Here is a 23857-nt window from a genome sequence, read left to right as displayed (position 1 = left end):
GAAATACTTGAAACCCTGCAACTTCCCCGCAACCACCGCCGGCGTCGACCTCCGTGTCATTGCAAGCCCTCCCTCGGTTGAGATGGCTTCAACAAATAACACACCCACCCATGGCGCAAAAAGCGTGCCGAACAGTATTGGCCCTCTCCCGAAGGGAGAGGGATTCGCGGCGCGCGGGAGAAAGCCTGCACACATTAATCACCCATAACCGACGCGAGGTGTCTTCGGCGTTTGCTCGTCATCTTCGCCCGCATCGGTTCACCATCACTTGGCGCTCGTTCCGATCGGGCGTTTAATGGCCGGAAGAATTGAGGAGATGCCGATGCAAATTTCCGACGCGGTTTGCACCGCGTGCGGCTGCCTGTGCGACGATATTGAGGTCACCGTCGATGGCCGCCAGATCGTCGCGGCGGAGCATGCCTGCCCCTTGGGACGCGAATGGTTTCTGCGCGGGCCTTCCGCGCTGCCGGTGGCCACCAAGGCTGGCGAAACCGTTCCTGTTGAGCAGGCCATCGAAGATGCTGCGCAACTCCTGGCCGGCGCGCGCTACCCGCTTGTGTTCGGACTCAGCCATGCCACGTGCGAAGCGCAACGCGTGGCCATCGCCATCGCCGATTGGCTCGGCGGCTGCGTCGATTCGGTGACGAGCATCCATCACGGACTGTCGGGCACTTCGTTCGCGGGCGTCGGCGAGGTGACCTGCACCCTGGGCGAAGTACGCCATCGTGGCGACCTGGTCATCTTCTGGGGCACCGACCCGGCGGTTTCCCATCCGCGGCACGCCGAGCGATACAGCCTGCTGCCGCCTGGCATGTTTGTGCCCGGTGGGCGCGCGGACCGCACCTGCGTGGTGGTCGACGTGCGGAAAACTGAAACCGCCGCGGCCGCCGACTTGTTTCTCGAGATCAAGCCAGGGGCCGATTTCGAGGCGCTGTGGGTTCTCCGCGCGCTCGCGCAGCAGGTTCCTCTTGATGCGGAACAGGTGGCCGCCACGACTGGAGTCGAACTGGCAGCTTGGCAAGGCTTGCTGGAGCGGATGAAGCAGGCCCGGTTCGGCGTAGTGTTTTACGGCGCAGGGCTCGGCGCTACGCGTGGCCGTTATGTGAACGCCGACGCCGTGATGGCGCTGGTGCGCGACATGAACGTCTTCACGCGATTCGTCTGCCTGCCGATGCGCGGACGTGGAAACGTAGCGGGCGCCGACGAGGCGCTCTTGTGGGCCACCGGTTATCCGTTCGGCGTGAACCTGTCGCGAGGATATCCGCGCTTCGCACTCGGCGAGTTCACCGCGGCCGAGGTGCTGTCGTGTGGCGAGCCGGACGCGGCGTTAGTCGTCGGCGGCGAGCTCGTGTACGACTTGCCAGACGCGGCCCGCGCGCACCTGGCCGCGATTCCGACGGTCGTGCTCGATCATGGCGAGGCTGCCTTCCCTTACGCGCAAATCGTCTTTCGCACTGCGCCGCCAGGGCTCAGTGCCGCCGGCACGATGTACCGCACGGACGACGTGCCGCTGCCGGCACGATCTCTTGTTTCAGCGCCGTACCCAAGCGACGTCGAGATCCTCGCGGCGCTCGAAGCGCGGATCAAGCAGCTCCGGCGTTACGGCCGGCCGTTGGTTGCCAAAGAGCGATCCCGCCGCGTCTGATGCGCTGGGCGAAAAACGCCACCTTCTTGTCGGCGTTTGTACAGCGAATCGCGTGACGTACACTTCTGTACGCGCCGCGCGGCGAGATATGGCCGGCGCCAGAGTGCGCAAGAAGGGCGTTTCTTGGCGAGGGACAACATGCTACGAGTTGCCGGCTTCGCGTCATTAGGCGCCCTTTTGTTATTTGCCGGAACCCGGCTCTCCGGAGGCGCGGGCCAGCGCGCGTCGGACCGTGCGAACGACACCGCCGCTGAATCGACGGTTGTCCTCGACCAGAAAGTGCGCGCCGTCGATCTCACGCATCGCTTCGACGAGCAGAACGTCTATTGGCCGACCGAGATCCCGTTTCATCTCGAGCGTGGTCCGTTCGGCGTGACACCCGGCGGCTGGTTCTACAGCGCCAATCGTTTTCGCACCGCCGAGCACAGCGGAACGCACATCGACGCGCCGATTCACTTCAGTAAGGATGCACACACCGTCGATCAGGTACCGCTTGATCGATTGATGGGGCCCGGCGCGCTGATTGATGTTTCGGGCGCTTGCCGGCAGGACGCAGATTACCTGGTGACGATTGCCGATTTTGAAGCCTGGGAAGAGCGCCACCGGCGCCGGCTCGACGAACGGATCGTACTCGTCCGCACCGGCTGGGCGCAGTTCTGGCCCGATCGCGCGAAGTACCTGGGCACCGCCGAAACCGGCAAGGAAGCGGTCGCCAAGCTGCACTTTCCGGGCATCGATCCCGCGGCCGCCACGTGGCTGGTCGAGAAGCGCCATATCCGGGCCATCGCCATCGACACGGCGAGCATCGATCGCGGGCAATCGCCCAACTTCGCCACGCATGTGGTTCTCTGCTCTCACAATACTCCGGCCTTTGAAAACGTGGCCGACCTGGCGGAACTGCCTGCGACCGGCTTTACCGTTGTCGCACTGCCGATGAAAATCGCGGGGGGGAGCGGTGGCCCTTTGCGCATCGTGGCGCTGGTCCCGCAAAAGTGATGTCAGCGACGGCCGGGTTGGCGAGTATCGGCATGCCTCTCGTACGATTTCGAATGCGCACCGTGCTTTTCGCGATCGCGCTTTTGGCGGCGGCCCTGGGCTGGTGGCTGCGGCCGCAAGTTATCGACCTATTGCGCGATGACGGGACGCTGGCGGCCCGCTTTCACGTGCAGCGCAATTGGCGCGGGCAACTTGTGGCCCGCGGCATGCAAGAATGGTTCCTGCCCGACGGACAATGCTTTCGCCGTCAGGAAATCGACGGGCCACGATTAGTGGACGGGCAGTTTTTGGGAAAAGGCCGCTTTGGCGAACCGGTTTACCCATCGCACATTCCGCCCGATCCCCCGTCGGCCGAATACGTCGGCTGGCTCCGCCACGACAATGTGCCGATCTCGACCGATTTGCCGAGCACGGCGGGCGAGCGGTTTTCGTATCCCTAGGGGTATCTCCGCGGGCGGCCCCTCCCCTGCCCTTTCCGGTGATTCACAAAATCCGAACTCGCCATTCGCTGCGGTTTGGGTTATCTTAGCCGGTGGCAATGTCCGGCCGATCGGTCGGGCTGGCGGTAACAAGTTGACACAAACAGGCCGCGTCCGGCGTTCTTCATCTTGCCGGCGCGGTTGTTACGCGCCCTCACAGGAGATTTCGCGATGCGACTGTCTTCGTTCGTTGCGTGCCTGGCACTTTTGGCGGCCACAACGGTCACTGCGGCTGATTCGCCGATTGGCAAGGAAGTGAAAGATTTCAAGGCGCGCGACTATCGCGGTCGTGAAACCTCGCTGGCCGAATTCGCCGACAGCAAGGCGATCGTCGTGGCCTTTCTGGGCACGGAATGTCCGCTGGCCAAGATGTACGGCCCGCGCCTGGAAGAATTGGCCGCCGAGTACAAGTCGCAGGGGGTCGCGTTCATCGCCATCGACTCGAACCGGCAGGACTCGATCGCCGAGATTGCCAATTACGCCCGCGTTCACGGCGTCACGTTTCCCATTCTGAAGGACGTGGGCAACACGATCGCCGACCAATTCGGTGCTCGGCGCACGCCCGAGGTGTTCCTGCTCGACAAGGATCGCGTGGTGCGCTACGCCGGCCGCATCGACGATCAATACGGTCTGGGCAATAGCTCAGCATACGCCCAGGCGAAGGTTCGTCACCGCCACCTTGTGACGGCCCTTGACGAGCTCTTGGCCGGCAAAACCATCAGCCAGCCGCGCAGCGAAACGCCGGGCTGCCTGATCGGCCGCGTGCGCGAGCCGGATTCCAAGTCCGCGGTTACCTACAGCAAACAGGTCGCGCGCATTCTGCAGAAGAATTGCGTCGAATGCCATCGCCCGGGTCAGATCGCCCCCTTTGCGCTGACCAATTACGAAGAAGTCTCGGGCTGGGCCGACATGATCGAGGAAGTCGTGCGTGACCAGCGCATGCCCCCGTGGCACGCCGATCCCAAGATCGGCAAATTCCACAACGATCGCAGCATGAGCGACGCGGACAAAGAGACGTTGTACGCCTGGGTGAAGGCCGGCGCGCCCGAAGGCAATCCGGCCGACGTGCCGGCGCCGATCGAATATCCCGAAACCTGGCAGCTCGGCAAGCCGGACCAGGTCGTCTATATGAATGACAAGCCGTACGACATTCCGGCCGAAGGCACGGTTGAGTACGAGTATTTCATGGCCGATCCTGGCTGGACCGAGGATCATTGGATCAAGTCGAACGAGTGCCTGCTTGGCAACCGCTCCGTGGTGCATCATATTTTTGTGTTCGCCATCGACCCCTCGAACCCGCTGGCCCAGCGCCATGGTCCGCTGGGCACCGGGATTCAACCCGGGCTCGGCGATAATTCCGTCCGCTTGATCGCGGGAGCCGCGCCCGGCACTCCGCCGGCCACCGGGCCGGAAGGCGCTGCCACGCTGGTGAAGGCAGGCACCAAGCTTCTGTTCCAGATGCACTACACGCCCAATGGCAGCCCGCAGCAGGACCGCACGTGCGTGGGCTTCTACTTTGCCAAGCCCGAGGAAGTGACCCGGGCCGTCGACGTGCAGATGGCGATCAATCCGTCGTTTACGATTCCGGCGCAAGCCGACAATTACCCGGTGAAGTCGGCGCATAAGTTCGGCAAAGACGCGATGCTGATCAACCTGACGCCGCACATGCACCTGCGCGGCAAATCGTTCCGCTACGACTTGAAGTATCCCGACGGCAAGGTCGAGACGATCCTCAACGTGCCGCACTACGATTTCAATTGGCAGGTGACGTACCTGCTCGAGACGCCGAAGTTCGTGCCGGCCGGCACCGAGATGCAATGCCTGGCACATTTCGACAATTCGGATACGAACCTGGCGAATCCCGATCCCAATTCGTCGGTCTCGTGGGGCGACCAGACCTGGGAAGAGATGATGATCGGCTGGTTTACCGAGACCGATGACGTCTATCCCAGCGATGTCAGCCCCGACCAGACGCGTGCGGCCCGGTTCGTGGCCATGCTGGGAGCGAATCCGCCGAAGCTGAGCAAAATCTTGTCGCGCGCGGCCGAGGGATCGCTCAAGTCGGACGCGGCGATGGAGAAATTTCTCGACCGCTTGAACCGCGAGCTGCCGCAGGTCGACCGCGTGTGCGTCAGCAAGATCGACGACGGCAAAGTTCACTTCCTGGCCGTGGCACAGCCGGCGGTCCTTGACTACCCGTTAGGCCGTGGCGACCGGACTTTTGCCGCCGCTGATGCGACGCTGGCCCGTTATATCGAAGGGGGCAAGCTGGTCACGAATGCGGCGCTGCCGGACGCCGGGGCGGACATGGCCGCCATGCGCCGAGCGCTCGGATCGAGCATCCATGTGCCGATCACGGTTAACGGAGCGCCGGCCGTCGTCAGCTATTGGAGCAAAGAGAAGGAGGCGTTCCCGCCGGCCGCCGTCGCGTTCCTGACGGATGTCAGCAAGAAGATCGGCGCACCCTGATCGACGGTGAATCGTCTCTTCACTGCCGTCTGCCTACTGCCCTCTGCCCGCTAAATTAGTACCGGCTGGGCGGGACATAGCCCGACGGCGACGCAGGGATGGTCTGCATGTCGACCGCCGGCGTGACGGCCGCAGGCTCGCTGGCCTGGGCCGTGGGTTGCTGCGCCGGCGAATCGACCGGCTTGGGTGGAACGTAGGCTTCCTGCCGCGAGGCGGCGCCTTGCTTCGGAAGTGCGGCCACGCGAGAGCCACGGCGGCTCGATTTGGCGTCCGCTCGCTCGCCATCAATTCGCTCGGTCTGCGCGGCCGGGCGAACCGAGCTCTCGACCGACTCGTCTTCGACCATCTGCGCGCTTGCCAACTGTTCGCGCGGGGCTTCGGCGTTGAGCCGGTCCAGCCACTCGCGGGCTTCCTCCATCGCCGGATCCTGCTGAATCGCGATGGCGAATTGCCGGATCGCCTGCTCAGGCCTGCGCTGGTGGTTCAACAATACGCCCACGTTGTAATGCGCGATCGGCTCGCCATAAACGGCCGCGATCTGTTGCACGGCTTCGTCCGGGCGGCCGATTTCGACCAGGACCGTGGCAATGTTGTTGCGATACAGTTCACGATCGGGCTGCAGCGAAACGGCCTTATCCAGGTATTCGAGCGCTAACTCGTATTTCCCCTGACGTGCGTAGCACAGGCCCAAATCGTTCGCCGCCGACGCATCCTGCGGGTGGGCCTTCACCGCGCGGACATAATATTCCGTTGCTTTCACCTTCTGGCCTTGCCCATCAAGCATGTGGGCATAGCTTACCAAGGCGTCCAGGTGATTCTTGTCCAGTGCGAGCGCCTTCTCGTATTGCGCCGCGGCCATGTCATGTTCGCCGGTTTGCTCGTGGACGCGCGCCAGCGCCACGAAGAACTCGGGGGTTGGCGGTGGATCCTTCTTTTTCACCGGCCACCAGCCGCCCGCGGAATCGCGCTTGGCGACTTCCTCGGATTTGGGCTTGGGCTTCAGCGATTGGCTGACTTTATCCGTGCCCGCCTTTACCGACTTGCTGACCGATTGCCCGATGGCGCTGGGGCTGAGCGCCGCCAACCCGGTGGGTTGCTGCCCGTAGTCTGCGTCGCCCGGCTTCGGGCTGACGCAGCCAACGAGGCTGAAACCGGCCATGGCGAGAGCGATCGACAAGGCACATAACGGCCCAGCGGTGCGGCGTCGCACACATTCAGAACGTCGCACTCGACGCTTGAAGATTTGGTAAACCATCGCAGTTATTCCGAGGAGAACGCTCTCGCGGTGTCGCAATATTGATCGGCCGACGACAATCATCGGCTGCATAGGAAGTGGCAGATTGGCGAACACGTAACACACGTAACAGGGGTGTGGGTTAGGCGGGGAGGACCAGGCAAATCGCGGCAGCCCTGGCAGATTTCCACGTGCTAGCAATCGTCGCGAGCAACGCGCGGCTCCGCCGTGAGGACGCCGAAGCTTGCTGCGCGTGTCGCTTTGCCCCGTGATATTGGCGGCCCTGTGTGGAAAGCAGGGCGTGAAAGGTTTCCAACCGCTGGCCCCTACTGCCCGCTGCTGCCGCTGCCACTACCGCCGCTGTAACCCGAGGACATCGAACTACTGCTGTCGTCCTCAGGCAAGCGCGGATCGGGAATCGTGGCCTGATAGCGGCGCGTCACCTCGTCGACATAAAAAGCGGGTGTGCCGCGCGGCTTGTCGTACGTCTCGAAGATCGGTACCGGCGGACGGTCGCCGACGACCGCGGCGATTTGTTCTTGCACGGCCACCACGCGGCCGGCGGTCTTTTCCGGATCCTCGTCGCGCAACAGGAAAACCGCTCGATAGCAGAGCGGAGTCTGGGCAATGATGGCAGCAATCTTCAGGCGCCCCGCCTCGGTCAATTCCGTGCCGTCATCGACGAAGTGGTGATCGCCGAGCGTGTTTTGCACGCGCCAGCCATTGGCGGTCGCTAAGTCGAAATGGATGCGCGTGTTCGCGCGATCCGCCGTTACGAACGGGTCGGGCCAATTGTTGTTTCGCTTGAAGTCGCGGCAGACCGAATACCACGCGCGTTTGAAGAAGTTCGGCTCGGGCTTGGCCGAATCCTCGGTGACCACATCACAGTTCATGTTGGCGTTCTGTGCCAACACGGACGCAGGCACAAGCGCGCACCCGGCGAAAGCGGCCAGCAGCAAGCATCGCATCGATCGATCCCCAGTCGTGGTCCGCGCGGCCATCGGCATCCCGTGCCGGGCTCGGGCGCGCATTTCGGCCCCTATCCCGGTATCGGACGGTAGCCGCCGAATTCCTGGCACCGGAACGAGGAACCGCCAGGGCTTGCGCAATCGCCTCAGCTTCCGGCTCCGGGCCCGCCCCCGGCCCCGGCCATCAGCGGGAACATTTCGCGGACCATGGTGATGGCGGCCGGCCCGACGAGCACGACGAAAATGCCCGGGAAGATGAAGATCACGAGCGGGAAAATCAGCTTTACCGCGGTCTTGGCGGCTTTTTCCTCGGCCAATTGCCGCCGCCGCGTGCGCATCGAGTCGCTTTGCACGCGCAGGGCTTGCGCGATGCTGGAGCCGAATTTATCGGCTTGAATCAAGATCGACGCAAGGCTGCGCAAATCATCGACGCCGGTGCGCACCCCGAGCTCGTGCAGCACGTCAGTGCGCGAGCGACCCACTTGCAATTGAAAGTTCGACAGCGCGAACTCTTCGGAGATCACCTTGTAGATCCGCTTCATCTCGTCCGAAACGCGGCGCATCGCCTGGTCCAGACCCAGCCCCGCCTCGACGCACACCACCATCAGGTCGAGCGCATCAGGCAGGCCCAGGAAGATCGCTTCCTTGCGTTTGCTGACGATCAGCTTCAGCACCAGGTCGGGCAGGTAAAACAAGGCGCCGGCGACGAACAGCGACGTCATGGTCGATTTCTGGCTGAAATTGCCGAGGATCATCATCGTCGTGCCGCTGCCGAACAGGCCGATGATCAGACCCAGGAATTTCAGACCCAGGAAGATCGTCGGCGCCGACTCGCCGCGGAAGCCACCGTTGGAAAGCTTCATTTTCAGCTTGCTGACTTCCAGCTCGCTTTTCGGTTGCAAGGGCGCGGCCAGAGCAGGCGAAGCCGCTTCCAGCACCTTGGTCATCGCGTCCTGCTTCTTGGTCAACGACGCCGCTTCACGGCGTCGCAGCGCAGGATTCTTGATTTCGTCCAGCCGCTGCAAAGTGCGCGGCCGCCCCGTCGCCACCAGATCCAACAGCCACCAGGCGGCCACGGCAAACAAGCCGAATACGGCCAGCGGCAGAATCTGCGTGAAGTCGATCAAGTCGGCAAGGATCACGACTTACACCTTGATATTGATGATTTTGCGAATGACCAGCGCGCCGAGCACCTGCAGGATGACCGCTCCGGCGAGCATCTTTTTGCCCATCGGGTCGGTGAACAGCATCATGATGTAATCGGGGTTCAGCCGGTACACGGCGAGAAACAGGACCGGCGGCAACCCCAACAGCACCACGCCCGACAAACGGCCTTCGCCCGTCAGCGCCTGCACCTGGCCCCAGATTTTGAATCGCTCGCGAATGATGTAGCCGATTTTGTCGAGAATCTCGGCCAGGTCACCGCCCGTCTGCCGTTGCAGGACGATGGCCGTGGCGAAGAACTTCAGGTCCAGGTTGGGGACGCGTTCGGTCATGTTCGACAGCGAATCGTCCATCGAAATGCCCAGGTTCTGCTCTTCGAAGACCCGGCCGAATTCCTTGGAAATCGGCGGCGCCATCTCTTCGCGTACCAGGTTGAAGCCCGACGCCAGGCTATGACCGGCGCGCAGCGCGCGGGCCGTTAGCTCCAGCGCGTCGGGCAATTGCACGGCAAAGGCCTTCATCCGTTTGCCGCGGCGAAACATCAGCCACAACAGCGGCAGCGTTGCCATCGCCAGCGCCCCCAAGGGCGTCATCGGCGCAGGAAAGCCCGCCACCATCGAGGCCAACGCACCGACCACGGCCAGCCCGGCCGAGATGCCGAAAAACCGCGAAATGGTGAGCGTCGTATCGGCCTGCTCGAATAACAGACTCAGCTTGTGATAACGGGCGACGAGTCCTTCGAGGATGCCGGGCTTTTCATTCAAGGGCGCGCTGAGCACGCTCCCTTTGAGCAGGTTCTCCTTGACGTTGCTGGCCGTGCTCAGCCCGGTCAGCACGTCCAGCCGCTGCTCGATGCCCTTGTCGCTTTTCTCGCGCAGGAACATGGCGATGCCGCCGACCAGCGCCGCCACGCCGACGAAGGCCGCGATCGAGATGAGCAGAGTCGGGTTCATGGTCGTATGGTCTCGGGGACTAATCCTCTAACATCACGCGCTGGCGGAAGGCGCTCGCCGGCAGACGGACGCCGGCAGCCTCGAGGCGGTCCATGAAGGCGGGGCGAATGCCGGTCGACAGAAAGCGGCCGCGCGCCCGGCCATTTTCATCAACGCCGTCCTTCGTGAAGTGATAGATGTCCTGCATCACGATCGTGTCTTGTTCCATTCCCAGGATTTCGGTGATGTGCGTGATCTTGCGCGGCCCCCCCTGCAAGCGGTTGGCCTGAATGATCAGGTCCACGGCGCTGGCGATTTGTTGCCGCATGGCCTTCAATGGCAGTTCGAAGCCGGCCATCGTGATCATGGTTTCGATACGGGCCACGGCGTCGCGCGGCGTATTAGCGTGAATCGTGGTCAGCGAACCTTCATGACCGGTATTCATCGCTTGCAACATGTCGAGCGTCTCGGCGCCGCGGCATTCGCCGATGATGATGCGCTCGGGCCGCATACGCAGGGCGTTCTTTACCAGGTCGGTAGCGGTAATGGCTCCCTTGCCTTCGATGTTCGGCGGCCGCGTTTCCAGCCGTACCACGTGATCTTGCTGCAATTGCAGTTCGGCCGCGTCCTCGATCGTGACGATGCGGTCCGCGTTGGAAATGAAGCTCGACAGTGTGTTCAACAGCGTCGTCTTGCCCGAGCCCGTACCGCCCGAAATGACGATGTTCAAGCGGGCCTTGATCGCGCCCTCGAGCAGCATCACCATCTCGGGCGTAAAGGCCTTGTAGTTCAACAAGTCTTCGAGTTTGAGTGGATTGGCGCCGAAGCGGCGAATCGAGACGGCCGCGCCATCCAGGGCCAAGGGAGGAATAATCGCGTTCACGCGGGAACCGTCCGGCAAGCGGGCGTCGACCATCGGGCAGACTTCGTCGACGCGCCGTCCTACCTTCGACACGATGCGATCGATGATCTGCATCAGGTGACCATTGTCACGAAACGTGACGTTGGTCTTTTCCATCTTTCCTTTGCGCTCGCAATAGATGTTCTTCGGGCCGTTGATCAGGATATCGCTGATCGTCGGGTCCTTGAGCAATAGTTCGAGCGGGCCCAGCCCGAATGTCTCGTCGAGCACCTCGTCGACCAGCCGCTCGCGCTCGCTGCGATTGAGGAGCGTGTCCTCGGTGTCGCAAAGATGCTCGACGACGAGCCGGATCTCGCGCCGCAAAACATCGCCAGCCAGGTCGCCGACGCGCGTCAGGTCGAGCTTGTCGACGAGCTTGCCGTGGATGCGGCGCTTCAGTTCTTCGAAGTCGTTCTCTTGCGTCTTCTCGCGCGTTGCCGTCAAAGGGGGTTTCACGATTGTGTGCCTGCGGTCTTTTCAGAGGAGTCGGTTACAGCGCCGGGATTGCCCAAGTCGGCCGAATGCCTGCGGCGCCGGCGGATCGCGATTAATTTCCACAAAAAGGATAGCTCACGCCGGCGCGACTCAGGCTGCCGAAACAGGCTTTCCCCGAGGGCTTGGAATGCCCCGGGACCGCGTGGTGCGATTACCCCAAAGGGATGGCCTGCCCGCGGGCGTCCGGAACGAAGACGCATGCAGCGGCCGGCGGAAGGCGGGCGCGTTACTTCGTCGGCGTGGGATTGTTCTTCGGCCAGAAGTTGAACAACCGTGTGAGGGCCGTGCGGCTGGTATCGCCCGCGTCCCCGTCAGTGCTTGGGCCGCCCGTAAGCGCGATGGCCAGGTTGACGATGGCCTGCGTGACGGCCGCCTTGGGCGCTTGATCCGTGAGCGGAACGCCGTTGTTGCGCACCTCGATCATCGTGCGATAGTCGTTGGGCACCTGCCAGAAGACTTCGCGGCCGATCGTTTCCTGCGCCTTTTTCAAACTGATGTGACCGCAATCCAGCCCGACGCGGTTGAGCACGATCTTGACCTTGTCGGACAATCCCTGATTGGCATGGAACGAGGTCATCAGCCGCACCACGTTCCGCAGGCAGGGCAGATCGAGTTGCGTCACCAGGAGCACGTGGTCGGCCATCTCCAGCGCCACCTGGTCGAGCGCGTTGTAGGACTTCGACAGGTCCAGCACCAGGTGCGTGAACGTGGCCTTCAAGAGACCGATCACGCGCTGCAAATCGTCGGGGGCGATGTGCGAGATGTCCTCCATCTGCACCGGGCGCGGCAGCAAAAATACGCCCGAGGAATGCTTCGTCAACGAGCGTTTCAGCAAGGCAAAATCGAGCCGTGTGATGTTTTGGGCCACATCCAAGAGCGTGTAGTCGGGTATCGTATCCAACAGCACGTCCGCGTCGCCCAGGCACAGGTCCAGATCGACGATCGCGACCGAGTTCTTCTCATTGGCCGCTAGCGCGCAACCCAGATTCACGGCCAGGCTCGTCGCGCCGACGCCTCCCGTGGCGCCGGCGACGGCAACCACCGTACTGCTGCGTGCTTTGGCCTCGCCGCGGCCGAACCGCCGTTCGCTAATCCGGCCCAACGCCTCGAGCAAGTCCTCGATCTTCACGGGCCGCGTTAAAAACTCCTTCGCCCCAGCCCGCATCGCTTTCAAGATCAAGCTGCCATCGGTCGAACTGCTGACGACCAGGATGCTGCACTCGGGCGTCTCTTCGCCCAGCCGCGCGATCAGGCGCAGCGCTTTCTCGGGATCCTGGTCCAGTGACACCAGGCCCATATCGGGATGCGTTTGCAGCACGACATCGGCGAAGAATTCGTAGCGCGAGCATTCGGCCTCGAGCCAGACGAGATCAAGTCCCAACAGCATCGACTTGATGGCGTCGCGCGTGGCGTCGTTGGGATCGACGACCGCTAGACGTAACACGTTGGCCATGGTGAATGAATCGAGCGCGGTGGATCGTGCGATTGGTGCGGACCGTCAGCCGTCCCGGCAACCGGGAAGGCAATTCTCCGCCTTAATTTTTTACGTCATATCCCACGGGCCCGACGATTCCCGGCGGGGATTGCGATCCGTTGCGTTGCGCTGTGGTTGGCCGCGATGTCCGATTGTTCGGTCTGTAAGAGGCGGAGCGATTATCGCCGTTGTAGCTCGCCGGCACCTGCCGCGCTCGGGGCACTGCTTCGCCGGTCTGCGACGTCGAACGTGGCCGGGCCGCGGCCGACGGGGGCGATCGCAGCAGCGTGTTGCGACGCGACGCCGAGCCAGGCTCGGGGGCGGGCGCCTCGATCACTTCGTCAGAGCCCTCCTGCGGAGCGAGCGCCGGCCCCGACGGATCGCCCGGGGGCCCACCGCCGCCCTTCGGCCGGGAGAATTCGTACAACGAGCCAGGCGATAGCGACGGACGGCAGGCATCGTCGGCCGGGCAGCGCGGTACCTCGATGTGGCCCTTGAAGTACATCTGGAAATCGGTCGGGCTCGAGGTCACCGTACCCGGGCCTTCCGTAGGCACGTCGCAAGGATCGAGCGCCTCGACCAGCTCTGGCGTCACCATGATCAACAGCTCGATTTCCTCATCCTGGCCTGTTTCGTTGCGAAACAAAGCTCCCACGTAGGGAATCTCGCCTAACAGCGGCACGGCACGCTTCGCGTAATCGCGCCGGTTCTGAATCAAGCCGGCGATCGCCAGGGTCTGTCCGGCGCGCATCTCGACGCCCGTATTGGCCTCGCGAATCTTCAGGGCCGGCACGGTCTGACCGTTGATCACGGCGGCATGGGTCTCGTCGATTTCCGTCACGCGCGGAAAGACTTCCAGGCGAATGGCGTTGCTCCCCAGGACGATCGGCACGAAATCGACCTGCGTGCCGTAGGTCTTCCATTGGACCGAGATCGTACCCAAGCTCTGCGGCACCGGCACCGGGAACTGACCGCCGGAGGAAAAGCTGGCCGGGCGGCCGCTGTAAGCCGTCAGGTTGGGTTCAGCCAGAATCGTCGCCAGTTGTTGCTTCTCGAGCGCGTCCAGGAAGCCCAAAAATGCGCTGTTCTGGTTCACGATGCCGAAGCTGAGGTGCAGCGTATCCGAGGAAGCCGTGGAAATCAGGCCGGGAATGGGGCCGGGTGGGGGTGTAAACTGCCCCGACGACGAACCCAAGATCTGGCTGATCGCCGATTGAAAAAAGCTTTGGCCACTTTGCGCCCGGAAGTCAAAGCCCAGTTGCCGCAACTTCGTGCGCGAAACTTCCAGCACCTTGACCTTTAACAGCACTTGTTGCACGCCCGCGATGGTGATGTTGTTGATCACCTTCGGGTAATAATCTTCGGCGATGGCGACGATGCGGCTGATCTGGTTCGGGTCGTCGACGTGTCCCGACAAAATCACGCTGTTGGCCGTCGGCACGACGCGCAGCGCCGTCGTGGGGAACTGCGACTGCAAGAGCATCGCCAGCTCCCGCGCATCGGGGAAGATGATGACATCGATCGTGTGAACCTTCTTTTCCTCGTCCCACAAGTTGACCTGGGTGACGCCGGCCTTCTTTGCCAGCAGTTGCACCTGCGTGGCCGATAGCGGCGTCAGCTCGACGAGGTCCTGATTCGCGGCCTGCACCTGCGGAATCTTCTGGTCCATGGTGAGGATGCGGCTGGAGTTGACGACCATCTCCAGACGCTCGTTGGTGTTTTGCACCTTGAAGACGACGGCCTGAGCCTGCGGCGGCTCCACGGCGGCCGTCGCGGCAGGTGGCGATGGCGGCAGAACAAGCGCCGCGATGACGGCCCAAAGGACCGCCTTTCGCGCCAAGACGCGCAGCGGCGCCGCACGTCGTCGTAAAGCCCGAATAGTCATCCGTGAACTTCCTTGCTTCGAATCGAACTCGGCGACCCATCCTTGGTCCCGCTGTCATCCTTGCACAGCGGTTTGCCCTTTGCCGAGACGGTGTCGGTGCTTCAGATTGTTTGCCTTAAGGCCGGCGGGTGTGGAAAACCGCGGGCCAGTGTGTCATGTTTCGTCGTGGCCTACGGGCCGTCGCCCGGAGCCGGTGTATAGGGTGGCGTGCTGGTGGTCGTTGTGGTCGCTCCCAGCGGCAGCGTTCCGGAGGCTCCTGCCGATGTCGAGCCAACTCCTGCGCTTAGCTGCCGCACTTGAATGGGTCCGCCCACGCGATCGCCATCTTCGAACTCGACCTCATCGACCGCGTCACCCTTGATCACGACCATCTTCCAGACGTTCGTGGGAGGCGCGGCGGGTTCCTCGGGAGGCGGCTCCTTGGGCTTTGCCGGCTCGATGATTTTCATCAGGGTTTCTGCCGCCGCCTGCTTATGAGACGTGGCGTGGTCGCCTCCGGTGAACAATTCGCTCTGCGTCACGCCGCCCGTCTCGTCATGCGCTTCGTCGTCGGCGCTGCGCATCACGAGCCGGATCTTCCCCATCTCGTTGGCCAGCGTCACGAGTTCCGCCTGTTGCGGCGTCACGAGCAACGAGATGGTCTTGGCCGTGATGGCTTCGGTGCCGTTGGCTTCGCGGCTGTAGACGTTATTGACGGCGAACACCTTCACGTTTTGCAGAAAGGTGTGCGTGCTGGAACGGTTTCCCTCGGAACCCGCCGCGGCGCTATTGTCCGCCAGGTGGACCAGTGCGTCGACGCGGTCGCCAGGCAGGATCAAACCGCTACCGCTGACGTCGTCGACTTTCACCGACACGACGCGAAAGCCCTTGGGGATCAAGTCCGTCGCGCCTGATCCCTGGTCGCCTTTGGCGAACAGCTTAGCTTCGATGATTGGTTCGCCGGCGTAGAACTTGGTGCGCGCGCGCCGGCCCTCGACATCTTCCAGATGCAGCAAGGCGCCGGGTGGCACTTTCATTTTCGGCCATTCCTCGAGTTTCAAGACTTGCGGCGTGAGCGGGTCGCCCAGCCCGATGTCCATGAGGGCCACGAAGATCGGTACGGTTTCTCCCATGTCCGGCGCCTGATCGACGGGGCGATTCGCCAGCACCTGGTTGATGCCGATGGCGGCCGCCAGTCCGCAGGTCAGTGCCAGGGCCAGAAGTATCAACGATTTCGGACGCATGATCCCCCCACGCCACTCCTGTTGCCGGCTGCGCGCTTACGTTTCACGGCGCAGCACCATCACTGGATGCCTTCGCGTTGCATGGTCGTGCTAGCGGTTAACGTCGCGCCATTAAGGAAGATTGGCGATGGCGACCAACTCACTTGACTGAAAGGTACGGATACCGTAACGGTCACCGGTCCGGAATATCCTGATGATGTAGGCAAAGAGGGGGAGTAGGTCACGGTTGTTCCTGCTGCGCTCACCGAAGCCGAGTTCAGATAGTTCGTAATAAAAGTCGTGACGGCGCTTTGTGTTGCGCCATCCAGCACCGCTTGCCGAGCTCCCTCACGCGAGGCCGTTGTCAGAATTTGCTGCACCATGACTCCGCGTCCCACCTCGATCATTCCCAAGGTGAAGGCGAAAAAAACCGGCGCCACGACGGCAAACTCCACGACAGCGGAGCCTCGTCGGTTCTTTCGGCACAACCGGTAGAGTCTCTGTAGTTTGAGCGACTTCGTTCGTCGCTTTCTCATCAGGGGGGCAGAGTTCTGATCTAGCAGTGCTGGCAAATCTTGGTGGCCCTTCATAGCAGCATCCCCTCCCAAGCGAAGTACAAAATCGTGCCGATGGCGATGGGAATTCCATACGGCAAGAGCAACATGCTGCTCTTGCGATCGGCCGCGATCGCCGACAACTGGTTCGGATCGCGCACGGTGAATATCTCGTGGAAGATCATCCAGAATTGCGCCTGGTGTTTGAACCAATCGCGCCGCACAAGCACCATCAACACCGCGATCACGGCGCCGACCACGGCCGACACGCAAAACGCGTAGAACGTCGTGGTCGCGCCGACCCAGGCGCCGACGCCCGCCAGTAGCTTCACGTCCCCGGCGCCCATGCCGCCGATGGCATACAGCGGTAACAGCAGGGCCAGGCCCGCGGCCGTTCCGGCCAGGCTCCAGCCGAGCCCTTCCCAGCCGAAGAACGCCGTGCTGTAGACCCAGCCGGCAATGATCATCGGAAAGGTCAGCCAGTTGGGAACCTTCAGTTTCCAGCCGTCGATGACCGCGGCCATCACGAGCAAGAACGTCACGACCCAACTGGGCCAGTTCGCGATGAAGCCGGTGCGTAGCGTTTCCATGTCAATCACGTTCGTTTCTCCGTGTGCGCGTGCGAGGGGAAATCGTGTTCCGCGGCCGAACGAAAGCGAGGTGTGCGAGATCTCTGCTCGCCTGTCGTCGCGTCCGCTGAAGGGCTCATGAGTTCCAAAATTCCAGGAGCGGTCCCATCGAGTAGTTCGATGGGCAACCCTCAACTCAATCGTATGTCAAAAAACTCAGGGAGGCGGTCGCCAGAGTGGCAGGCGCATTCGCAAGAATCGTGGCGGCCTGGAAGGTAACAATTTGCGCGCCTGCAGAAGCCAGCCGCCGCGCGGTGTCCGTTCGGCGGCACGGCGCACCGTCAAGTGCGCATGCAGAAGAGCAGGCACACGCTGGCCATGATGATCGCCAGGATGGCCGAGAGCGCCTCGGCACAAACGAATTCGAAGGGAATGCCAGGGTACATGGCTGTATCTCTTTGGTGCCGCTGGGCTGCTTGCCCTTGGAAACTCTAGGTCACAAAAAAACCCCCGGAAGCCGCCGGCGGCGGATTCCGAGGGTTGGGAGCAAAGCCGGCGGGAATCGGACGCGCAAGCGCCGCGATCCCCGCGCGATGCGATTCGATTACGAACCACCGCCACCGAGCTTGCCGGCGACGTTATTGAAAGTCGCGTTGGCGTTCGTGCCGATCGATTGAATCGCCGTCAAGCAGACGATCACGATCAACGCCAGCATCACCGCGTATTCCACGGCAGTTGGGCCATCTTCGGACGTGAGGAAACGTTGCACCTTCAAAGCGAGCGATTTCATGAGAATCCTCCATTCCTGTTGGTCGCCCTTGGCTACGAATCGTGTGTGGCCGAAATCAGGGCGAGCCGATTGCCAAAGGTGGTCGACAATCGCGACGGGCATCGACCACTGGGCTGTTTGTGCAGGCCCGCAGCCGATTACGTTCCGACGCGCTCGCAATGACTTGAACCTTTCAGCGTAAAGCACACGCAACTTACGTGATGCCCACGCTGGACCGGCAGCAAGTGTCGTGACGCTGCCCTTCGACGCTTTAGATTCGTTCTAGACGCGGAGAATATCCATTCAAGAAGGGAACGTCGGAATGGTCGCGAGACCCATTCCACGTGCAGGGTTGCGCGGTTGCGTTCACCCATGCACTGCAAACCTAGGTTGCTTTTTCAGGATGTCAAATTCTCGCGATCGCCCGGGTCCTCCGTGCCTTGTCCCCCGCGCGCATTAGCAGCGGATGCGCTCACAGCCGCCGGGGTTTCCGGTTATGTCGAGTCGCGCGGAGACAACCCCCCGGCGGCGCGCATCACGACGTAGGCTTGCGCGCCGTGGAAGCGTTATCGCTGCGCGCCTCCGAAACAGAGGTGGCCCGACGCAACGCTTACAAAGTGCGAAATGAGTTTTCGAAGAGCTTCATATGAACCCGCTTGCGATCGCGCTCGACGTTCTGGAATGTCAGTCCGCCTGGTGCTATCGCCCCGGGACGGCGCCGGCTGCGGAGCCCACGGCTTGGGCTGCGCTGGCGCTTGCGGCGCACAACCGTCATGATGCCGCCGATGTCGCGCGCAGGTGGCTACTGATCGCGCAGAACGCCGACGGCAGCGTAGGCATCCGGCAGGATGAACCGGCTCCCGGCTGGCCCACGGCACTGGCCGTGTTGGCCTGGAACTTGCCAGGCGAGCATGGTCCGGAAGACACGGCACGCGAAGCAAGCCGCAGGGCCATCGATTGGCTGTTGCGAAGCGCCGGCGATACGTCGGAAACTCGTCCCCTCGTCGAGCACGATCCGACCATCCCTGGGTGGCCGTGGGTTCTCGGTACTCACTCGTGGGTTGAGCCAACGGCGCTTGGCCTCTTGGCTCTGTGCAGCGTCGGGCTGGCCTCGCATTCGCGCGCCATCGATGCCGCAAGGTTGCTCGATGACCGGCTCCTGCCGTCGGGCGGCTGCAATTATGGCAACACCATCGTTCTTGGCCAGACTTTGCTTCCCCACGTCGAGCCGACGGGGCTCACGCTTCTAGCACTCTGCGGTCAGGCCGACGCGCACGGCCGCATCGCGGCGGCCGTTGATTACTTGCTCGCGGCCATTGGCCCCGATACGGCGCCAGCCTCGTTGGCTTACGGAATTCTCGGGCTGTCGGCTCATGGGCGCGAACTGCCACGGTCCGAAGAATGGTTGGCGAACGCCTTTGCCCGGGCCTACCGGCGCGAGTCGTCGCTGGAGTTGGCTTTGCTCGCGCTGGCGGCCCTCAAAGAAGACTGCCCCTTGATCACACAGATTGCCGTCCCTCAAGCGGCCTGGAAAGCACTCACGCGCATCGATGACCATTGAGCTGCAAACCTCGCCGGAGCGAGCCCCCGCCTGCCAGGTGAAACCTGCGCAGTTCGATCGCCGCGCGCTGTTGGTTGGCGCGGGCGCCGTGACGGCCGGCGCGCTCGCATTTCCGCTCGTCCGCGATGCCTTAACGACACCGCGGCCGGTTTTCCTGGCTCGCCATCAGCGCTACGACGGCCCCCTCGTGCAGTCGATTCGCGACGGATTGCTGGCCGTTGGTTTCGATCCCGCCACGATCCGTGGCCGGCTCGTGCTTTTGAAACCCAACCTGGTCGAACCCTCGAAAGCGCGCCCCCATATGACCACGCATCCGGCGGTCGTCGTGGCGGCAGCCGACGTGTTTCGCCGCTGGGGCGCCCTGGTCACCGTGGGCGAGGCGCCCGGCCACGTCCGCGATTCGCAGATGGCGCTTTTTGAATCGGGCCTGGGCGAGGCTTTGGATTCCGAGCGGCTCGAATTTGCGGATCTCAATTACGATGATCTCGCCTGGACCGACAACGCCGGACGCGCCTCGCCGCTGTCGAAAATCTGTTTTCCCCGAAGCGTCGCCGAGGCTGACCTCGTCGTCTCGCTCCCCAAGCTGAAGACGCATCATTGGGTGGGCATGACCGCAGCCATGAAAAACATGTACGGCGTGCTGCCCGGGATCGTTTACGGATGGCCGAAGAATGTGTTGCACCACGCCGGCATTCCGCAAACGGTGGTCGACATCAACGCTTCGCTCCCCAAGACGATCGCTATCGTCGATGCCATTGATTGCATGGAAGGAGACGGGCCAATTCTCGGCAGTCCGAAATCGCTCGGCGTGATCGCGATTGGGCTCAATCCAACGGCTGTCGACGCGACGTGCGCGCGCATGATCGGCCTCGAACCGCGCCGGATCAGCTATTTGAAGCTGGCACGCCGCCTCGGCCCTCTTGATGCGCGGCACATTCCACAGCGTGGCGAATCGTGGGAAAGCGTCGCCTCGCCGTTTCAGATCCTGGACGTCCCGCACCTGCAAGAGTTGCGCGTCCAGCAAAGCGTCAAAGTGACCTGATCAACTGCCGACGTCGGCCCGCGTCCAAGCGCCGTCGATGAAACGCCACGCGCCGGCCGCGTTCTTGTCCTGCAAAAGCCCAGGCAAGCGCGCCGACCGCACGTTGTCAAAGCAGGCCAGCATCGCAAAGCGGCGCAGAGCCGCCGGAATGCCCACGGCCGTGAAGCCGGGATGCCCGGTCGCCGGATAGGGCCCGCCATGATTCATGGCCTCGCTGACGGCGACACCCGTCGGCATCTTATCGTTCAATAGCCGACCGACCTTGGGGCGCAAATGCTCGGCCAGTTGGGTATACAAGGCGTCGTCGCTGCCACGCGTGTCGGAATAAATGCAGCCGGTGAGATTTCCTTCCAAATGGTCGAGCACCGCGCTGGCTTCGCTCGCATCGCGGGCCACAACCAGCAGCGATTCGTTGCCGAAGGCCTCGGTCTGCAGCTTTTCCGGCGCTTGCAGGAACTGTCCGCCGGAAACCCTCAAAAGCGTGTTCGCGTAACGATAGCCGCCCGTGTTGTCCGCGACCCCGCCGACAACGATATCCGCGCCGGCGCCCGCCAGTTCTTTGATTCCCTGCGCCAGGTTTCGCGCGACCGATGCCGAGAGCAGCACTCCCGCCGGTGCCGCCGTGAATCGTTGCGAGATGTCGACGATGAATTTCTCGGTCGCCGGGCCGGCCAAAAGCAGGACCAGGCCCGGATTGGTGCAGAACTGGCCGGTGTCCATCAGGCAGCTTCCAGCGAATTCTTCGGCGATCTTGTCGCCTCGCTCGGCGAGCGCGCCCGGCAGAATCACCACCGGATTGATACTCGATAGCTCGAGGTAAATGGGCTTGCCGGCCGCGTCGGCCGCCCGCTTCAGTGCCAGGCCCGCTTGCCGGCTGCCCGTGTATCCGGTCGCCGCCAGGCGCGGATCGGCCACCAATCGCTCGCCGTCGGCATGGCTGGTGCGATACAAAAGCTGCACGGTCGCCGGCGGCAGTTCGCATTCCGCCACGGCCTGCGCCGCCTCTTCGGCCAACAGCCGGGTCGTGCCCGGATGCGACGTGTTCGCCTTGGCGATCACCGGATTGCCGGCGGCGATGGCGGCGGCAAAATCTCCCCCAGCCACGCTGTTGAAGGCGAACGGAAAATTGTTGGGACCGAAGACCGCCACCGGCCCAAGCGGCATATAACAGGAACGGATGCTCAATTTCGTGTCGATCGTCGGCAGGGCCCACGAACCTTCGCGGGCTGCCGTGGCCGCCTGGCGTAGTTGACTGGTGGTACGGGGCAATTCGACATCCGCCAGGCGAGGTTTTCGTGGCAGGGCCGTTTCTTGATGGGCCATTTCGACCAGTTCACCGGCGCGCTGTTCGATGCGTTCGGCGAATCGATCCAGAAAGGCCGCCAACTTTGCCGTGGGCACACGCCTCAGTGCCGTGGCCGCGCTCGCCGCCGCCGCAAGGGCCCGTTCGCAGTCCTGCCAGCCGCTCACCGGATAAACGTCTGGAAGCGGTTGTCCCGTTGCCGGGTTGTCGGCCTGAAAGGTTGCCGACGTCGGGACGGTCTCCCATTTACCGGCGATCAAGATCGGTTGCACGCCCATCAAACGACAACTCCCACGAGAAACGGACAGGTGATTTAAAGGTCCTATACTGTAATATCCGCGGCATCCTAACATAGGAGACGCCCGGCCGCTGGGGCGGGAGCCTGGAACGATCACCGGCGGACCTTGAACGAGGCGCGACCAGGCGGACATCTGGACGTCGCCGGAGCGGCGACGATTTTACGCGCTCGGCAACCATTACAGGCTCGACAGGACGGGCCGACTTTGCGATCGTCTGAGGATTTCGACACCATCGCCATGCTGCATCGCAACCTTCAACCCGCTTCGGGCAGCGCCGCCGACGCCTCCGCGTCTGGCTGGGGAGATAATGTCGACCTGAAGACCGAAGGGATGCGCACGTCACTCGCCGCGCTCGCGCGGCTGATCAGCGGGGCGAGCGTGCGCTGGATCGATTGCCAGCCCGACACCTGCCAGCGCGTCTACTTCGCCAACCATACGAGCCATCTGGACGTGCTCGTGCTCTGGGCGTCGCTGCCGCGCAAGGTGCGCAACCTGACCCGGCCCGTGGCGGCCAAAGATTATTGGGAAAAGGGGTTCGTGCGGCGTTTCATCGCCATGAATATTTTCGACGCGCTGTTGATCGACCGTAAGGAAATCAAGGTCCATCAGAGCCCGGTCGATCTGATGCTCAAGAGCATGGGGGACCGGTATTCATTGATCGTTTTTCCCGAGGGGCACCGCAATACCGGACCGGACCTCGACGAGTTCAAGAGTGGGCTTTATTACCTGGCCAAAAAACGGCCCGACCTGGAGCTGGTGCCGGTGCATATCGACAATGTCAATCGCGTCCTGCCGCGCGGCGAGTTTTTGCCGGTTCCCTTGTTGAGCTGCATTACCTTTGGCCCGCCCATGTGGCTGGAAAACCAGGAACCGAAGATGGACTTCCTGCGCCGTGCCCGCAACGCCGTACGCCGGCTGAAGGATCTATGAGCAGCCTGATCAACGACGCGGTTACCTGGGGCCTGGTGCTGGGCGTGATCGGCCTGTTGGCCGTTGCGACCGGCGTGGGGCAGATTCTGCGCCGGCAGACCGACCCGCGCTTCGATCCGGCGGTGATCGAGCAGTTCAATCTGCGCGTCCGCGCCTGGTGGCTGATGTGCTCGGTGCTGGCGGCCGCCTTCCTGCTTGGGCAGACAGCCACCGTGATCCTGTTCTTTTTTCTGTCGTTTTGGGCGCTGCGCGAATTCATTACGCTCACGCCGACGCGGATCGCCGACCACCGCGCGCTGTTTTGGATTTTTCTTTTCTCGCCCGTCCAATACATCCTGGTCGGGATGGATTTGTACGGCCTGTACAGCATTTTCATCCCGGTCTACGCGTTCTTATTCGTGCCGGTCCGGGTGGCTCTGGCCGGCGACTTCAAACGCTACCTGGAACGCTGCGCCAAGATCCAGTTCGGGCTGATGATCTGCGTCTACTGCTTAAGCTACGCACCGGCGCTATTGAACCTGAAGCTACCGACCGGCGAGAACGCCAGCCTGCTCATGTTCTTCATCCTGGTCGTGACGATGGGCGACGCATTCCATTTCGCCGCCGAATACCTGGTCGGCCGCCGCGTCATTGCCCCGGCGATCAGCGCTAACCGCACCTGGGAGGGTTTTCTGGCCGGCGTCGCCTGCAGCTCGTTGTTTGGCGCCGCGCTTTATTGGGCCACCCCCTTCAATCCGCTGCAAGCCGCGGGCATGTCGCTGTTGATCACGACCATGGGCTTCTTCGGCGGCCTGACGATGTCGGCCATCAAACGCGATCGTGGCGTGCAAGACTACGGCACGCTGGTCACCGGTCACGGCGGCGTGCTCGACCGTATCGACTCGATCTGCTTCGCCGCGCCGATTTTTTTCCACGTCACGCGCTACGTGCTGCCGTGACGGGATCGGCAAGACTCGTGTCAGGGGAAACCATTGGCAGCATGCTTA

The 23857-nt window shown here is 62.7% G+C and carries 20 protein-coding genes; 8 read left to right on the top strand and 12 right to left on the bottom strand.

Features of this window, described 5'->3' with window-relative positions; genetic code table 11:
* Window positions 1–322 precede the first annotated feature (322 nt).
* The 4 genes from VHD36_17330 (at window position 323) to VHD36_17315 (ending at window position 5589) form a co-directional block, all read left to right on the top strand.
* Complete coding sequence (locus VHD36_17330; protein HVU89090.1) at window positions 323–1645, top strand: formylmethanofuran dehydrogenase subunit B; 1323 nt, start codon at window positions 323–325, stop codon at window positions 1643–1645.
* Window positions 1646–1783: 138 nt separating this feature from the next.
* A complete protein-coding gene (locus tag VHD36_17325; GenBank protein HVU89089.1) occupies window positions 1784–2641 on the top strand; it encodes a cyclase family protein in 858 nt (285 codons plus the stop codon).
* A gap of 53 nt (window positions 2642–2694) precedes the next feature.
* Window positions 2695–3081, top strand: a complete 387-nt coding sequence (locus VHD36_17320; GenBank protein HVU89088.1) for a hypothetical protein — start codon at window positions 2695–2697, stop codon at window positions 3079–3081.
* A 210-nt stretch (window positions 3082–3291) separates the two neighbouring features.
* A complete protein-coding gene (locus VHD36_17315; GenBank protein HVU89087.1) occupies window positions 3292–5589 on the top strand; it encodes a redoxin domain-containing protein in 2298 nt (765 codons plus the stop codon).
* Between the two features lie 55 nt (window positions 5590–5644).
* Here the strand turns inward: VHD36_17315 and VHD36_17310 are convergent, their stop codons facing one another.
* The 11 genes from VHD36_17310 to VHD36_17260 form a co-directional block, all read right to left on the bottom strand.
* Complete coding sequence (locus VHD36_17310) at window positions 5645–6748, bottom strand: tetratricopeptide repeat protein (protein ID HVU89086.1); 1104 nt, start codon at window positions 6746–6748, stop codon at window positions 5645–5647.
* A 401-nt stretch (window positions 6749–7149) separates the two neighbouring features.
* Window positions 7150–7716 (bottom strand): hypothetical protein, encoded by a 567-nt coding sequence (locus VHD36_17305; protein ID HVU89085.1) that lies wholly within the window; start codon window positions 7714–7716, stop codon window positions 7150–7152.
* Between the two features lie 221 nt (window positions 7717–7937).
* Complete coding sequence (locus tag VHD36_17300; GenBank protein HVU89084.1) at window positions 7938–8933, bottom strand: type II secretion system F family protein; 996 nt, start codon at window positions 8931–8933, stop codon at window positions 7938–7940.
* Between the two features lie 3 nt (window positions 8934–8936).
* The gene (locus VHD36_17295; protein ID HVU89083.1) at window positions 8937–9908 is read right to left on the bottom strand and encodes a type II secretion system F family protein; all 972 of its coding nucleotides are present in this window, start codon (window positions 9906–9908) and stop codon (window positions 8937–8939) included.
* A gap of 19 nt (window positions 9909–9927) precedes the next feature.
* Window positions 9928–11244 (bottom strand): CpaF family protein, encoded by a 1317-nt coding sequence (locus VHD36_17290; protein HVU89082.1) that lies wholly within the window; start codon window positions 11242–11244, stop codon window positions 9928–9930.
* A 265-nt stretch (window positions 11245–11509) separates the two neighbouring features.
* Window positions 11510–12736, bottom strand: coding sequence for a response regulator (locus tag VHD36_17285; GenBank protein ID HVU89081.1), 1227 nt, complete (start codon window positions 12734–12736; stop codon window positions 11510–11512).
* An 82-nt stretch (window positions 12737–12818) separates the two neighbouring features.
* Window positions 12819–14642 carry a pilus assembly protein N-terminal domain-containing protein gene (locus VHD36_17280; GenBank protein HVU89080.1) on the bottom strand — a complete coding sequence of 608 codons (1824 nt, stop codon included), beginning with the start codon at window positions 14640–14642 and terminating at the stop codon, window positions 12819–12821.
* 170 nt (window positions 14643–14812) lie between these two features.
* Complete coding sequence (gene cpaB / locus VHD36_17275) at window positions 14813–15865, bottom strand: Flp pilus assembly protein CpaB (GenBank protein ID HVU89079.1); 1053 nt, start codon at window positions 15863–15865, stop codon at window positions 14813–14815.
* A 59-nt stretch (window positions 15866–15924) separates the two neighbouring features.
* Window positions 15925–16299: a TadE/TadG family type IV pilus assembly protein gene (locus VHD36_17270; protein HVU89078.1), complete on the bottom strand. Its 375-nt coding sequence runs from the start codon at window positions 16297–16299 to the stop codon at window positions 15925–15927.
* A gap of 131 nt (window positions 16300–16430) precedes the next feature.
* On the bottom strand, window positions 16431–16988 hold the full coding sequence (locus tag VHD36_17265; protein ID HVU89077.1) for a prepilin peptidase: 558 nt from the start codon (window positions 16986–16988) through the stop codon (window positions 16431–16433).
* Window positions 16989–17571: 583 nt separating this feature from the next.
* A complete protein-coding gene (locus tag VHD36_17260; protein HVU89076.1) occupies window positions 17572–17757 on the bottom strand; it encodes a Flp family type IVb pilin in 186 nt (61 codons plus the stop codon).
* A gap of 625 nt (window positions 17758–18382) precedes the next feature.
* Here VHD36_17260 and VHD36_17255 point away from each other — a divergent pair.
* Both VHD36_17255 and VHD36_17250 read left to right on the top strand, forming a co-directional pair.
* Window positions 18383–19297: a hypothetical protein gene (locus VHD36_17255; protein ID HVU89075.1), complete on the top strand. Its 915-nt coding sequence runs from the start codon at window positions 18383–18385 to the stop codon at window positions 19295–19297.
* Entirely contained in the window at window positions 19287–20339 is a 1053-nt protein-coding gene (locus tag VHD36_17250; GenBank protein ID HVU89074.1) for a DUF362 domain-containing protein, read from the top strand. Before VHD36_17255 ends, VHD36_17250 begins: the two co-directional genes overlap by 11 nt.
* Here the strand turns inward: VHD36_17250 and VHD36_17245 are convergent, their stop codons facing one another.
* Window positions 20340–21920 carry an aldehyde dehydrogenase (NADP(+)) gene (locus VHD36_17245; GenBank protein HVU89073.1) on the bottom strand — a complete coding sequence of 527 codons (1581 nt, stop codon included), beginning with the start codon at window positions 21918–21920 and terminating at the stop codon, window positions 20340–20342.
* Window positions 21921–22145: 225 nt separating this feature from the next.
* On the opposite strand from VHD36_17245, the gene VHD36_17240 reads away from it, so the two are divergent.
* Both VHD36_17240 and VHD36_17235 read left to right on the top strand, forming a co-directional pair.
* Window positions 22146–22871, top strand: a complete 726-nt coding sequence (locus VHD36_17240) for a lysophospholipid acyltransferase family protein (GenBank protein HVU89072.1) — start codon at window positions 22146–22148, stop codon at window positions 22869–22871.
* Window positions 22868–23809, top strand: a complete 942-nt coding sequence (locus VHD36_17235) for a phosphatidate cytidylyltransferase (protein HVU89071.1) — start codon at window positions 22868–22870, stop codon at window positions 23807–23809. The genes VHD36_17240 and VHD36_17235 overlap by 4 nt, the downstream gene beginning before the upstream one ends.
* The last annotated feature ends 48 nt before the right edge of the window (window positions 23810–23857 follow it).

Source organism: Pirellulales bacterium, from assembly GCA_035546535.1.
Classification (GTDB): Bacteria; Planctomycetota; Planctomycetia; order Pirellulales; family JACPPG01; genus JACPPG01.
The sequence above is the reverse complement of the archived record's forward strand: the minus strand, read 5'-3'. Positions and strand labels throughout refer to the sequence as shown.